At 63.6% G+C, this 13,270-nt stretch carries 14 protein-coding genes; 7 read left to right on the top strand and 7 right to left on the bottom strand.

What is annotated here, in order from left to right; all coding sequences use genetic code 11:
• The 5 genes from B0G74_RS15490 to B0G74_RS15510 form a co-directional block, all read right to left on the bottom strand.
• Positions 1–1,050 (bottom strand): sugar phosphate isomerase/epimerase, encoded by a 1,050-nt coding sequence (locus tag B0G74_RS15490; RefSeq protein ID WP_132375758.1) that lies wholly within the window; start codon positions 1,048–1,050, stop codon positions 1–3.
• Between the two features lie 89 nt (positions 1,051–1,139).
• Positions 1,140–2,102 carry a substrate-binding domain-containing protein gene (locus B0G74_RS15495; RefSeq protein WP_132375760.1) on the bottom strand — a complete coding sequence of 321 codons (963 nt, stop codon included), beginning with the start codon at positions 2,100–2,102 and terminating at the stop codon, positions 1,140–1,142.
• Positions 2,103–2,191: 89 nt separating this feature from the next.
• The gene (locus B0G74_RS15500) at positions 2,192–3,205 is read right to left on the bottom strand and encodes an ABC transporter permease (RefSeq protein WP_132375762.1); all 1,014 of its coding nucleotides are present in this window, start codon (positions 3,203–3,205) and stop codon (positions 2,192–2,194) included.
• Positions 3,186–4,673 (bottom strand): sugar ABC transporter ATP-binding protein, encoded by a 1,488-nt coding sequence (locus B0G74_RS15505; protein ID WP_132375764.1) that lies wholly within the window; start codon positions 4,671–4,673, stop codon positions 3,186–3,188. Before B0G74_RS15505 ends, B0G74_RS15500 begins: the two co-directional genes overlap by 20 nt.
• A gap of 3 nt (positions 4,674–4,676) precedes the next feature.
• On the bottom strand, positions 4,677–5,756 hold the full coding sequence (locus B0G74_RS15510; protein WP_132375765.1) for a LacI family DNA-binding transcriptional regulator: 1,080 nt from the start codon (positions 5,754–5,756) through the stop codon (positions 4,677–4,679).
• Between the two features lie 319 nt (positions 5,757–6,075).
• Here B0G74_RS15510 and B0G74_RS15515 point away from each other — a divergent pair, with 319 nt between their 5' ends.
• The 6 genes from B0G74_RS15515 to B0G74_RS15540 all read left to right on the top strand — a co-directional run bounded on the left by B0G74_RS15515 (position 6,076) and on the right by B0G74_RS15540 (position 10,102).
• Positions 6,076–6,729, top strand: a complete 654-nt coding sequence (locus B0G74_RS15515) for a protein-L-isoaspartate O-methyltransferase (RefSeq protein WP_132375767.1) — start codon at positions 6,076–6,078, stop codon at positions 6,727–6,729.
• A gap of 57 nt (positions 6,730–6,786) precedes the next feature.
• Positions 6,787–7,110: a rhodanese-like domain-containing protein gene (locus tag B0G74_RS15520; RefSeq protein ID WP_132375769.1), complete on the top strand. Its 324-nt coding sequence runs from the start codon at positions 6,787–6,789 to the stop codon at positions 7,108–7,110.
• A 36-nt stretch (positions 7,111–7,146) separates the two neighbouring features.
• Positions 7,147–7,353, top strand: a complete 207-nt coding sequence (locus B0G74_RS15525; protein ID WP_132375771.1) for a hypothetical protein — start codon at positions 7,147–7,149, stop codon at positions 7,351–7,353.
• Between the two features lie 330 nt (positions 7,354–7,683).
• Positions 7,684–8,154, top strand: coding sequence for a DUF2844 domain-containing protein (locus B0G74_RS15530; RefSeq protein ID WP_132375773.1), 471 nt, complete (start codon positions 7,684–7,686; stop codon positions 8,152–8,154).
• A 30-nt stretch (positions 8,155–8,184) separates the two neighbouring features.
• Positions 8,185–9,504 (top strand): DUF3443 domain-containing protein, encoded by a 1,320-nt coding sequence (locus B0G74_RS15535; RefSeq protein WP_243658189.1) that lies wholly within the window; start codon positions 8,185–8,187, stop codon positions 9,502–9,504.
• 145 nt (positions 9,505–9,649) lie between these two features.
• Positions 9,650–10,102, top strand: coding sequence for a DUF2844 domain-containing protein (locus tag B0G74_RS15540; RefSeq protein ID WP_132375777.1), 453 nt, complete (start codon positions 9,650–9,652; stop codon positions 10,100–10,102).
• A 261-nt stretch (positions 10,103–10,363) separates the two neighbouring features.
• Here B0G74_RS15540 and B0G74_RS46620 read toward each other — a convergent pair whose 3' ends face one another.
• Entirely contained in the window at positions 10,364–10,540 is a 177-nt protein-coding gene (locus B0G74_RS46620) for a hypothetical protein (RefSeq protein WP_243658190.1), read from the bottom strand.
• On the opposite strand from B0G74_RS46620, the gene B0G74_RS15545 reads away from it, so the two are divergent.
• Positions 10,486–11,652 (top strand): DUF3443 domain-containing protein, encoded by a 1,167-nt coding sequence (locus B0G74_RS15545; protein ID WP_279388610.1) that lies wholly within the window; start codon positions 10,486–10,488, stop codon positions 11,650–11,652. The genes B0G74_RS46620 and B0G74_RS15545 overlap by 55 nt on opposite strands.
• Positions 11,653–11,728: 76 nt before the next feature.
• Here the strand turns inward: B0G74_RS15545 and B0G74_RS15550 are convergent, their stop codons facing one another.
• Positions 11,729–13,060, bottom strand: a complete 1,332-nt coding sequence (locus B0G74_RS15550) for an aspartate aminotransferase family protein (protein WP_132375780.1) — start codon at positions 13,058–13,060, stop codon at positions 11,729–11,731.
• Between the last annotated feature and the right edge of the window lie 210 nt (positions 13,061–13,270).

The following is a 13,270-nucleotide window of genomic DNA, read 5'->3' on the forward strand; positions in this document are numbered from 1 at the left end:
TCAGATGCCGAGCACGCGCTTTAACTGCGCGGCGTCGACGCCGCTGCCGGCGAAATCATCGAATGCATGCTCGGCCACACGGATGATGTGCCGGCGAATGAACTCCGCGCCTTCGCGTGCGCCATCGTGTGGATGCTTCAGCGCGCACTCCCATTCGAGCACCGCCCAGCCGGGGAAATCGTACTGCGCCATCTTCGAGAAGATCGCGCCGAAATCGATCTGCCCATCGCCGAGCGATCTGAAGCGCCCCGCGCGTTCGACCCAGCCGCTGTAGCCGCCATACACGCCTTGCTTGCCGCTCGGACGAAACTCCGCATCCTTCACGTGGAACGCCTTGATGCGCTCGTGATAAATGTCGATGAACGCAAGGTAGTCGAGCTGCTGCAAAACGAAATGACTCGGGTCGTACAGGATGTTGGCGCGCGCATGCTGCTTCACCGCGTCCAGAAAACGCTCGAAGGTCACGCCGTCGTGCAGGTCTTCACCGGGATGCAGTTCGTAGCACACGTCGACGCCGGCGGCGTCGAACGCATCGAGAATGGGCGTCCAGCGGCGCGCGAGTTCATCGAACGCAGCCTCGACCAAACCTGCCGGACGCTGCGGCCACGGGTACAAATAGGGCCACGCCAGCGCCCCCGAAAACGACACGTGCGTGCTCAATCCCAAACGCTGCGAGGCCTTCGCCGCCAGCTTCATCTGGTCGATCGCCCACTGCGTGCGCGCGGCCGGATCGCCTCGCACATGCGGCGCGGCAAAGCCGTCGAACAAGGTGTCATAGGCCGGATGCACGGCGACGAGTTGCCCTTGCAGATGCGTCGAGAGTTCGGTGATCGTCACGCCCGCGTCGTCTGCGACCTCGCGCAACTCGTCGCAATACGTCTGACTCGCCGCCGCCTGTTCGAGATCGATCAGGCGGCTGTCGCACGGCACCTGAATCCCCTTGAAGCCAAGACCCGCAGCCCACTCGGCAAGATGCGCGAGGTTGTCGAACGGCACCTCGTCGCCCATGAACTGGGCGAGAAAGATCGCCGGCCCTTTGATGGTTTTCATCGTACGGTTCCTCGAACGAGAGCGCGCTCGCCGTGCCGCTGCCGCAGAAAGTCCGGCTCAGGCCCGGTGGCGCGCCGCGGATGCTCAGGTCAGAACGGCGAGTCCGGGAAATAGAACTGCTGCGCGTTTTCCTTCGTGATCAGCACCGACGGAATGATCGTGGTGGCCGGCAGCTTCTCGCCCTTCAGACGCGCTTCGGCGGTGAGCTTGATGGCGTCGTAGATGAACTTCGGCGAGTACGACACGTCGGCCTTGATCATCGGTGCGCCGTCCATCACATTCTTCACCATGCCCTTCGACCCCGCGCCGCCGAACACGATCTTGATGTCGGTGCGCTTGGCCTGCTCGATCGCCTTGATCACGCCGACGGCCATGTCGTCGTCCGCGGCCCAGACGGCGTCGATATGCTTGAAGCGCGTCAGGTAATCCTGCATGACCTTGAAGGCGTCGTCACGATTCCAGTTCGCGTACTTGGCGTCGAGGATCTTGATGTTCGGATACGCCTTCAGCACTCCGGTAAACGCGGTCCAGCGTTCGTTGTCGAGCGTCGTCGGAATGCCTCGCAGTGCAACGATGTCGCCCTTGCCGTCGAGCGCTTTCGCCAGATACTCGGCGGGAATCTTGCCGAACGCGGTGTTGTCACCGGCCACGTACGCATCCTGCGCGCTGGTGTCGGTCAGGCCGCGATCCACCACCGTCACGTACACGCCCTTCTTTTTCACCTGCGCAACCGGCTGAGTGAGCGAGGCCGATTCGAACGGGAAGATCACGAGCGCATTGATCTTGTTGACCGTCACGAGATCCTGCAACTGGTTCGCCTGTTCGGGCGCGCCGGCCGCGGTCTTGACGATCACTTTCAGATCGGGATGCGCCTTCTCCAGATCAGTCTTGGCCTTGTTTGCCCACCAGACGATGCCGCCCGTGAAGCCGTGATCGGCTGTCGGAATCGCAACGCCCAATATGACCTTTTCATCGGCACGCGCAATATTCGCCGTGCCCAGTATCCCCAACGCCAGCATGCCGGCGCCGACCGCTCGAATGACCTGCTTCATGGTTGTGTCTCCTTTTGTGAGGCGTTCATGCGCCCCGATTTTCAACTCACCGTGATTGCAAATTTGAAGCGCAATTTGAAGCGCCACCGCTACCGCCGTCCACGTTGTACGAACGCGACGAAGATAATCACCACACCCTGCACCGCCGCGTTCAGATACACGCTGATGATGCTGGTCAGATTCAGAATGTTCGCGATCACCGAAAGCAGAATCGCGCCGATCACCGTGCCGATCACGCGGCCTTCGCCGCCCTTGAGCGCGGTGCCGCCGACCACCACCGAGGCGATCGCCTCGAGTTCCCACAGCAAACCGGTCGTCGGCGTGGCCGAGCCGAGCCGCGGCACGTACAACACGGTGGCGACGCCCACGCAGATGCCGAGCAGCACGTACGTGACGATCTTCACGGTATCGACGCGAATCGCCGCATAACGCGCGACCTGTTCATTCGAACCGATCGCCTGCACGTGACGGCCGAACGCGGTGCGGTTGAGAATCAGCGCGCCGCCCGCCGCTACCACGAGGAACACCCAGATCGGCACCGGCACGCCGAACAGGCTCGCGTAATACACCGGGCCGTACAGATCGGATAACGAGTTATCGAGCGTCAGCGCGCCGCCGTCGGCGAGCCAGGTGAGCACCGCGCGAAAGATGCCCAGCGTGCCGAGCGTGACGATGAATGGCTCGATGCGCCCTTTGGTGATCAGCAAGCCGTGCGCACAGCCGAACAGGCTGCCGAGCACCAGCGCGCCCACGATGCCGAGCGTGAGAATCATCAGCGGCGGAAACGAGTGTCCGCCGACGCCCGCCGCGAGTCCGTTCATCAGCCAGATCATGCTGCCCGCGATCAGCGCCGCCATCGAGCCGACCGAGAGATCGATGCCGCCCGAAATGATCACGAAGGTCATGCCGACCGCGATGATCCCGATGAACGACGTGCGCGTGAGCACGTTCATCATGTTGTCGAGAGTGGCGAAATCGCGGTTGAGCAGCGTGCCGATTACGCACAGCGCGATGAGTCCGACGAGCGGCCCGAGCGCATACAGTCGATGCGCGAAGCGCAACGCGCGGCCGGATTGCACGGCTTCAGTGGGTGCCGGTCGCATGGGCGATCAACTCCTCTTCGGTCAGATGTTCGAGCGTGAGCGTGGCTTGCAGGCGTCCCGCGCGCATCACGGCGACGCGGTGGCACAGGCCGATCAGCTCGATCAGTTCGGATGAAATGACGATCACCGCGCGGCCCTGCGCGGCGAGACGATGAATCAGAAAATAGATGTCGCGTTTCGCGCCGACATCGACGCCGCGCGTCGGCTCGTCGAGCACGATTACGTTCGGGTCGGGTTGCAGGAACTTTGCGAGCGCGAGCTTCTGCTGATTGCCGCCGGATAGCATGCGCGCGCGGCTCGACAGGTCGCCGGTGCGGATGCCGAATTCGCTCACGGCTTTGGTCAGCGCGGCGCGTCCCGCTTTCATGTCGAGCAACGGATGCGTGTAACGTTCGAGCGTCATCAGCGTGACGTTGTCCTGCAGGCTCAGGTTCACGTGCAGGCCTTTGCCCTTGCGGTCCTCGCTGAGATACGTGATGCCGTGGCGCATTGCGTCGCGCGGGCTTTTCAGATCGGCGGGACGGCCGGCAACTTCAATGCGGCCCGCCGTGCGCTTGCGCAAACCGATGATCGCTTCGAACGCCTCGGTGCGGCCCGCGCCCACCAGTCCCGCGAAGCCGAGCACTTCGCCAGCGCGCACGTCGAAGCTCAGGTCTTCCACCCAATCCGGCACGGCGAGCCCTTCCACCTTCAACGCGAGCGGCGCGTCGGCGGACACGGTGATCTTCTCGGGGAACATGTCCGACAGCTCGCGCCCGACCATCAGGTTCGCCATCTGCTGCCGCGCGAGTCCCGCGGTTTCGCCGCGCGCGACGAAGCGGCCGTCGCGCATCACGATCACTTCGTCGGTGATGCGCTCCACTTCGTCCAGCTTGTGCGAGATGTAGATGATGGTCACGCCGTCGGATTTGAGCTTGGCCATCAGCGTGAAGAGGCGTTCGGTCTCGGACGGCGTGAGCGTGGCCGTCGGCTCGTCCATGATGAGCAGCCGCGCGCGGCGCGACAGCGCCTTGGCGATCTCCACCATCTGCTTTTCCGCGACGATCAATTCGCGCACCTTCCTGTCCGGCGCTTTTTCCAGACCGACTTGCGCAAGAAAACGCGCGGCCTCGGTATTCATCGCGGCGTCGTCGACGAACCAGCCGCGCTTTTTTTCATGACCGAGATACATGTTCTGCGCGATCGTCAGATGCTCGGCGAGATTGAACTCCTGGTGGATCAGCACGATGCCTTGCGCTTCGGCGTCGCGCGAACCGATGAACTGATGCGCGCGGCCATCGACCAGCAAGGTGCCCGAGGTGGCGGTTTCGTAGCCGGCGAGGATTTTCATCAGCGTGGATTTGCCGGCGCCGTTCTCGCCCAGCAGACCGTAGATGCGCCCCGGCGCCAGCTCGAAGCTCACGCCGTGCAGCACACGCACGGGCCCGAAGTCTTTGCGGATGTCGTCGAAACGGATCGCGAGGCTCATGGTTCAGGCGCTCCCGCGAATCACGAGCCGATGCGGCAAGAGCACGCCCGGCACGTTCGCCACCGGATTGGCGAGCCGCTGCAGCAACAGGCGCGCGGCGGTTTCGCCCAGCTCGCGCATGGGTTGCGCGATGGTGGTGAGCGGCGGATCGATCTGCGCGGCGAGCGAGATATCGTCGAAGCCGACCACCGCGATGTCGTCCGGCACGCGCTTGCCGACGCTGCGCAAGCCGTGGATCACGCCGATCGCGAGCGTATCGGAGACCGCGAAGATCGCGCTCGGCGCCTGCGGCTGATTCATCAGCGTGGCCGCGGCCGACGCACCCGCTTCATAGTCGAGGCTGTTCAGGTTCATGCGCCAGCGTTCGTCCGGCGTGATGCCCGCTTCGGTCAATGCGTCCAGATAGCCCTGCTGACGCTGCCGCGCATAGAGGTAATCGACATCGGAATTGATGAGGCCGATGCGGCGGTGGCCGCGCGCGAGCAGATGCCGGACGGCGTCGCCCGCGGCGCGGTAGTTGTCGATGCCCACGTACGGCACGCCCATCGCCGGGTCGAACTCGCAGCACGCGACCCACGGCAGCGCGCTGGAGGCCTCGCCGAGCGCCTGCTGGATGGTGGCCGGGTCGAGACAGATGGCGCCGTCCGCGCGGCGCCGTCGCAGCAGATCGAAGTAGCTGCGTTCGCGGCCCGGATCGGCGCCCGTGTCGCACAGCAGCATGAAGTAGCCGTGCTGGCGCGCCACGCTGTCGATGCCGCGCACGATTTCCGCATAGAAAGGATTGCCCACGTCCGGGACCATGGTCAGCAGCAGCCGGCTCTCGGCGGTGCGCAGATTGCGCGCGAGTTCGTTGACGCGATAGCCGCTCGCATCGATGGCGGCCAGCACCTTGTCGCGCGTGGCGGGCCGCACGTTCTCGTGGCCGTTCAGCACGCGCGACACCGTGGCCACCGAGACGCCCGCCTGCTCGGCCACGCCGGCAATCGAAATGCCATCGGCCGCGCCGCGCAACGGCTCGACGCCGGGCTGGGGATGCGCCGCGGACACCGCTGACGGAGCCTTGGTGGACGACGATCTGGACAAGTGAACTCGCCTCAAAAAATGTAATCGATTACATTTTTGAGCGATAGACACCGGAAGCGCAAGGACATATCGCTAGGGATTAACACGGGGGGCGACGTGATCCGGCTGGTGACACGCTCCGGCCTGGGGATGGTCTTCCCTGCCCGCGAGGGCGCGGATCGGCACCGTCATTTGGTACAATCCCGCAGTTACCCTGACGGGCCTTGCGCGCCGAGTCGCGCTGCGAGGCCGGTGGTCAGTGGCTGATAGCAAACCCAGCAAACCCAGCAAACTCCGCAAAACCCCGCAAAACTCGCCAAACCATACAGCCGAACCCACCATGAACATCGAGCAAGCGCGTTTCAACATGATCGAACAGCAGATCCGCCCCTGGGAAGTGCTCGACCAGGACGTGCTGAATCTGCTCTCGATCGTCAAGCGTGAAAACTTCGTCCCCGCCGTGTATCGCGAGCTGGCCTTCGTCGACTTCGAAGTGCCGCTGCCGGCCGGCCAGCACATGCTGGCCCCGCGTGTCGAAGCGCGCGTGCTGCAGGAACTGGCGGTGAAGAAACACGAAAGCGTGCTCGAAATCGGCGCGGGTTCGGGTTACATGGCCGCGTTGCTCGCGCATCGCGCACAGCACGTGCTGACGGTCGACATCGAACCGGAACTGGCGGAACTGGCGAAGACCAACCTGATCGCCAACGGCGTGCTGAACGCCGAAGTGACCACCGGCGATGCCGCGCGCGGCTGGGCCGGCGCCGCGCCGTACGACGTGATCTGCGTGTCGGGCGGCCTGCCGGTGCTGCCGCAGGAAATGCTCGACCATCTGAAGATCGGTGGCCGTCTTGCGGCGTTCGTCGGCACCGCGCCGGTCATGAAGGCGCAGATCATCACGCGTATCGACGAGAAGCAATACCGCATTGCCGACGTGTTCGAAACGTATGTCGAGCCGCTCATCAACGCCGTGCAGCCGTCGCGTTTCAAGTTCTGATTCACACGCTCCGGACGGGCGGCACGCCCGCCGTCCTCTGAACTGGATGTTCTGCTGATGCAAAATCTGACCGCTCTGGCACTCGCCGAATGGCTTGCCGATACTTCGCGTCCCGCGCCCGTGCTGCTCGACGTGCGCGAGCCGTGGGAAATCCAGACGGCGTCGATCGCCGGCGCCGTGTTGATTCCGATGCGTGAGATTCCCGCGCGCAGCGAAGAACTCGACGACGACGCGCAAATCGTCTGCGTCTGCCATCACGGCGCGCGCAGCGCCCAGGTCGCGATGTTCCTCGAGTCGCGCGGCCATACCAACGTCTTCAATCTGCAAGGCGGGATCGACGCGTGGTCGCGTCAGGTCGATCCGTCCGTTCCGACCTACTGATCGCACGGCGGCAATGACGGGCCAGCAGGCGTCCTCATGGCCGCTCTGGCGTTTGCCTGCCGCGCGCTTTGCACACTAGCCGCGCAGGCCGCGGGCTTCCGTCAGCCCTACGACGAAGCCTTCTCCAACGACGCCCAACTGCAAAGCGCACGCGCTTCGCTCGCCGCCAACAGCGAAGAGTTGTCGCTCGCGCGCGTCAAACTGCTGCCGCAAGTCTCGGCGTCATCCGGGTGTTGCGGCTAAAGGCGCTGCCGGCAAGGTTGGGCGGCGAGTGATGTCGGGTGGGGGTCGTGCGGCAGGTGCTGTGCGCTTGCGGCCTTCGCTTCTCTTCCTGGCTTTTTTTACTGCTTCCCGTCCTTTGGCTCTCAGGCGCTTTTTTTCGCTCCGTGACGCTCCTGCGCCAGGTTGCCGCGCGGCTCGCATCCAGTTCAACTAGCGCCTCTGCACGCCCTTCAGCAGAACACTAACGGCCAGCTTTCGTTGCGCCGCTTCTCGCCTTCGCTTCCGAAATTTCATACGGTTTCCTGCGCATCGCACAGGCACCATGCTTCCGACCTTTTGGGGAGCCATGTGATGAGATTTTTGAAGATCGCGATGCTGGCCGCAACCTTGTTGCCGCTCGCGTCGCATGCAACCCTGGGCCGTGCGCCGTCCACAGGCGCATCGTCGGCGACCCTGCTGCGCGCCACGCCGCAATCCGCCGCCGCGACGCCCGCGGCTCAACCCGCGAACGCAGCGCCCTACTCCATGCGCCAGTCGGTCGACGCCAACGGCGTCACCATCCGCGAATACATGCTGCCTCAGAACGTCGTGTTCGCGGTCAAGTGGAGCGGACCGATCCGTCCGGACATGACGGCGCTGCTCGGCAGCTACTTTCCCAACTTCGTGAACGCCGGGCAGAGCCATACAGCCGGTACAGGGCCGCTTATCGACGGCAACGACGACTTTCGCATCGAGTCCGCCGGCCGCATGGGACGCTTCAGCGGCATGGCGTGGCTGCCGCGCCTGATACCCGCCGGCGTGCGGCCCGGCGATCTGAAATAAGGCCTGCGTCGAGCGATGAGACAACGGAACATGAAGACATTGAAAAAGACGCTATGGGTCGCCGCGACCATTGCGGGCATCGCGCTTTCCGCATGCGGCGGTGGCGGCGGCTCGAGCGGCAACCAGGGCGGCAACTCCATCGGCTGGAACGCCACGCCAGACTGGATCCCGCCGCCGGGTGGCTCCGGCGATTCCGGTAGCTCGACCAATTCATCCACTCCGGCTACCGGCGAGAACACCGTGCCGGTCCGCGTCGATAAGTCGACGGGCAACGTCAACCGGCTTCTCGCGTCAATCAAGGTTTGCGTGCCGGGCACACAAGGCGCGCCCCAGTGCGTGACCGTCGACAACATGCTGGTGGACACCGGCTCGACCGGCGTGCGCATTTCAGCCCGCGCGATACCCACGCTGGCCCCTCTGCTGCTTACCCAGGCCGGGGCGGTAGACGACAAGGTCGGCTCGGCGCCGATTGCCGAGTGCGCGCCGTTCGCATCGGGCTATACGTGGGGTTCGGTCAAGCGCGCCGATATCACGATCGGCAGCAAGACAGCGAGCAATATTCCGATCCAGGTGGTTTCCGATGGCGCTTTCTCCACGCCGCCCGACTGCATTGCGCACAACGGCGGCGACCTGGGCAGATCCCTTGATGTGATGGGAGTGAGCGGCATTCTCGGCATCGACAACTTCACGGGCGACTCCCTGGATGCCCTGACCAAGGCGGTACCCGGTCTTTACTACTATTGCCCTTCGCAAAATAGCTGCGTCAGCACGCGCATGCTCGCTAGCAAAGAGGTTATGAATCCGGTCGCCGCATTCGCCACGGACAACAACGGCATGGTCATCCGTCTGCCGGCCGTGCCGGCCGCGGGCCAGGCAAGCGTGACGGGCCAGTTGGTGTTTGGCGTCGGCACCCAGCAGAACAATACCTTGCCGGCGAATGCCACTGTCATTGCGTTGGACAAGTACGGTACGTTCACGACTCAGTACAAGGGGCAGGTGTTCAACCAAAGCGTGATCGATAGCGGCACCCTCAGCTACGCGTTCCCGGATAACACGATTCCATATTCCGTTCTCGACCTGTACACGCCGGCGAGCTCGTTGAATCTGAGCGCGACGATCGAGCCGAACAACGGATCAAACGCGCCGCTGCAGATGCCCTTTTCGATCGACAACGCCAACACGCTGATGGCAAGCGGAAATGCCGCGTTCATCAACATCGGCCAGTACTTTTCGAATGGTGAAGACAACATGTTCCTGTGGGGACTGCCGTTCTTCTATGGCCGCGATGTCTACAACGTGATTGGCAATGCCAAGGTCGGCAAACTAACCGGACCATTCGTCGCGTTCTGACGACTGGCCGCATGGCCGGGCCAGGAGACGCTGCACACCAGCAGCGTCTCCTCAAGCCATTTCCGATTTTTCATTGAGACTTTTCCGGCACTCCCAATAAAGCCTCGCTGGCACCATGTTCCGACCTGTTTTCTGGAGCATGGTGATGAATTCTGTGAAGGTCGCGTTGGGCATTGCGAGCATGTTGCCACTCGCTTCTTATGCGGCATTGGGCGGTGCGCCGGGTATGGGCGCGGCCTCGCAGTCGTTGCTGCGATCGGCGGTTTCTCTCGACATGCCCGCAGCTGCCACGCCTTATACGATGCGCGCGACGTATGGCGCAGGCGGCGTCACGATTCATGAATACGTCCTGCCCAGCAATGTGGTGTTTGCCGTCACCTGGCAAGGTCCGGTGCGCCCGGACATGAGCGCGCTGCTCGGCAGCTACTTTCCCAATTTCACGAATGCCGCGGCTGAGCGTGCGCGCGGTGTCGGCCCGATGATCGAACACAACGGCGATTTCCATATCGAGTCGGCTGGCCGAGCCGGCCGCTTTTTCGGCAAGGCGTATCTGCCACGCCTGGTTCCCGTCACCGTTCGCGTGGAGCAACTGCAATGAAGCGGCGCGCGGATTTATCCAACTCACTAAACATGACAACTTTGAACAAGACGCTTTGCTGCGCGCTTCTGGGTGCCAGCGTGGTGCTGTCTGCTTGTGGTGGCGGTGGTAGTGGCGATGATGGCAGCGCCAATGCGGCGAAGAATAGCGATAAGCCGGCAGCGGGGTCGATAGGGATACCGCCGGCTTCTCCGTCGGGCGCGAGTGGTGCGACTACGTCTACTCCAACTCCGGCGCCAACGACGGCTCCGACGCCTGCGCCTACACCTGCTTTGAATCCTGCAGCGACGCCAATTCCAACGCCGACTCCGACTCCAACTCCAACTCCGACTCCGACTCCAACACCGACGCCAACACCGACGCCAACACCGACGCCAACACCGATTCCAACCCCAACACCAACTCCTGCACCGACTCCGACTCCTGCACCGACTCCACCCCCCACCTCCAACACCGTCCCCATCACCATCGAACGATGGACGGGCAACAACGCGAACATGCCGTACGTAACCGCCACGATCTGCTTCCCCGGCGTTCAGGGCAGCAATCAATGCGCGACGGTCGATCACATGCAACTCGACACCGGCTCGGTCGGCGTGCGCGTGCTCGGCAGCGCGTTGGGTTCCACGCTCGCCGCCCGCCTGCCGACGCAAACAGGCGCCACCGACGACCCAACCGGCAACGCGTCGATCGCCGAATGCGCCGTGTTCGGCTCGGGCTACACGTGGGGATCCATCAAGCGCGCCGACGTCACGATCGGCGGCAAGACAGCAGGCAACATGCCGCTGCAAGTGATTGCCGACGGCCAGTACTCGACGCCGTCGGACTGCCAGTCGCGCGGCGTCTATAACCTCGGTTCGGCAACGGCACTCGGCGCCAACGGCGTGATCGGCATCGGCCCTGCACAGCGCGATTTCCCCGCGGCGGCGCAGACCGTACTGCCATCGGCTTACTACTACTGCACGTCGGCGACGTCATGCGCGAATACACGTGTTCCGCTCGACACGCAGGTCATGAATCCAGTCGCCGATTTCACGTCCGACAACAACGGCACGATCATCCGTCTGCCTGCGCTACCCGCGGGCGGCCAGGCAAGCGTCACGGGTGAACTGGTGTTCGGCATCGGCACGCAGAAGAACAACGCCATGCCCTCGCAGCCGAACATTCTCGCGCTCGACCAGTACGGCTATTTCTCGACCACGTACAAGGGCAACACGTTTAGCAGCGCCATCGACAGCGGGTCGAACGCGAACATCTTCGCGGACTATACGGTTCCATTTTCCGGCCACTGGTACGTGCCGGCCACCACGCTCAGCCTGTCGGCGATCTTGACAGGCGTCGACAAGGCCGCCCCGTCCGTCAACGTGCCATTCTCACTGGCTAACGGCTGGAATCTGATGGCAAATCAGTACGCGGCCTACGACAGCCTCGGTTCGCCATCGGCCGGCATGTTCATCTGGGGCTTGCCGTTCTTCTTCGGCCGCAGCGTATACACCGCGATCAACAACGTGATGATCGGCAAGCAACCGGGGCCATTCATCGCTTTCTGATCAAACGCACGCTCAGCAAAAAGGCCGGCGTCTCACGACGTCGGCCTTTTTGCGTTCCGAACAAAAGCGCTGCTATTTACTCCACCTCTTTCAACACCTCCGCCACCGTCCCAAAGATCTCCTCGATCTGCGCCTCGTCGACGATCAGCGGCGGCGAGAACGCCAGAATGTCGCCCGTATAACGCGTCAACACGCCCTTCTCAAAGCAGCGCACGAAGACATCATAGGCGCGAGCCCCAGGCGCACCTGAACGCGACGCCAGCTCCACCCCACCCACGAGCCCAAGATTGCGCACATCGATCACATGACGCTCGCCTTGCAGCTTATGGATCGCCTTCTCAAACACTGGCGCCATCCGTGCGGCCTGTTCGAACAATTGATCACGCTCATACAGATCGATCGTCGCGCACGCCGCGGCCGCGGCGATCGGGTGCCCTGAGTACGTGTAGCCGTGAAACAGCTCGATGCCGGCCGGCGCGCCGTTCACGATCGAATCGTGAATCTTCGCGCTCGCCGCCACCGCGCCCATCGGCGCGGCCGCATTGTTGGTGCCCTTGGCCATGGTCAGCATGTCGGGCGTGACGCCGAAGTACTGCGCGGCGAACGGCGCACCCAGCCGTCCCCAACCGGTGATCACTTCATCGAAGATCAGCAGGATGCCGTGCTTGTCGCAGATTTCCCGCAGCCGCTGCAAATAGCCTTGCGGCGGAATCAGCACGCCGGTGGAACCGGCCACCGGCTCGACGATCACCGCGGCAATCGTCGACGCATCGTGCAGCGTGACGAGCCGCTCGAGTTCATCGGCGAGATGCGCGCCCCAGCCTGGCTGTCCTTTCGAAAACGCCGCTTCCTTGATGTTCAGGGTATGCGGCAGGTGATCGACCGATGGCAGCAGGCCGCCCGAAAACGCCTTGCGATTCGGTGCGATGCCACCCACCGAAATGCCGCCGAAGCCCACGCCGTGATAACCGCGCTCGCGTCCGATGAACCGCGTGCGCTGCCCTTCGCCACGCGAACGGTGATACGCCAGCGCGATCTTCAGCGCGGTATCGACGGCTTCCGAGCCCGAGTTCACGAAGAAGATGTGCTTGAGATCGCCCGGCGTATGCCGCGCGATTTTTGTCGCGGCCTCGAAGGCCTTCGGATGCCCCATCTGAAAGGTCGGCGCGAAATCCATTTCAGCCGCCTGCGCCTGCACGGCGGCCACGATCTCGTCGCGGCAATGGCCCGCGTTGACGCACCACAGCCCCGCCGTGCCATCGAGGATGCGCCGCCCATCGTGCGACGTGTAGTACATCCCCTTCGCGCTCGCCAGCAACCGTGGCGCGCTCTTGAACTGGCGGTTCGCCGTGAAAGGCATCCAGAACGCGGACATATCGGGTGGCTTGACGCCGGCGCGCTCATTCATGTCGTGTCTCCTCGCGTGAGTGGACTTTCAGTGTAGGCACAGCGCGGCCCATGCACAAAGGGGCGGCGGCCATGCACCGCTGATGCCCGCTGGCGGACACGCGCGCTTCGTTGCGGCGCGGCACGCACCTGAACGAGGCGAAGCGGCCGGTCCTGCACCAATTCTGCGCCGCATTACGCATAAGCCGGCCGAGTCACATCCGCGCTGCAG

It is taken from the genome of Paraburkholderia sp. BL9I2N2, assembly GCF_004339745.1.
Classification (GTDB): Bacteria; Pseudomonadota; Gammaproteobacteria; order Burkholderiales; family Burkholderiaceae; genus Paraburkholderia.

Bases quoted from the DNA above. Each gene is read 5' to 3' on its own strand.
- B0G74_RS15540 (WP_132375777.1), top strand. From the start codon at position 9,650: ATGAATTCTGTGAAGGTCGCGTTGGGCATTGCGAGCATGTTGCCACTC.
- B0G74_RS15535 (WP_243658189.1), top strand. From the start codon at position 8,185: ATGAAGACATTGAAAAAGACGCTATGGGTCGCCGCGACCATTGCGGGC.
- B0G74_RS15495 (WP_132375760.1), bottom strand. From the start codon at position 2,102: ATGAAGCAGGTCATTCGAGCGGTCGGCGCCGGCATGCTGGCGTTGGGG.
- B0G74_RS15515 (WP_132375767.1), top strand. From the start codon at position 6,076: ATGAACATCGAGCAAGCGCGTTTCAACATGATCGAACAGCAGATCCGC.
- B0G74_RS15520 (WP_132375769.1), top strand. From the start codon at position 6,787: ATGCAAAATCTGACCGCTCTGGCACTCGCCGAATGGCTTGCCGATACT.
- B0G74_RS15525 (WP_132375771.1), top strand. From the start codon at position 7,147: ATGGCCGCTCTGGCGTTTGCCTGCCGCGCGCTTTGCACACTAGCCGCG.
- B0G74_RS15530 (WP_132375773.1), top strand. From the start codon at position 7,684: ATGAGATTTTTGAAGATCGCGATGCTGGCCGCAACCTTGTTGCCGCTC.
- B0G74_RS15500 (WP_132375762.1), bottom strand. From the start codon at position 3,205: ATGCGACCGGCACCCACTGAAGCCGTGCAATCCGGCCGCGCGTTGCGC.
- B0G74_RS15550 (WP_132375780.1), bottom strand. From the start codon at position 13,060: ATGAATGAGCGCGCCGGCGTCAAGCCACCCGATATGTCCGCGTTCTGG.
- B0G74_RS15490 (WP_132375758.1), bottom strand. From the start codon at position 1,050: ATGAAAACCATCAAAGGGCCGGCGATCTTTCTCGCCCAGTTCATGGGC.
- B0G74_RS15505 (WP_132375764.1), bottom strand. From the start codon at position 4,673: ATGAGCCTCGCGATCCGTTTCGACGACATCCGCAAAGACTTCGGGCCC.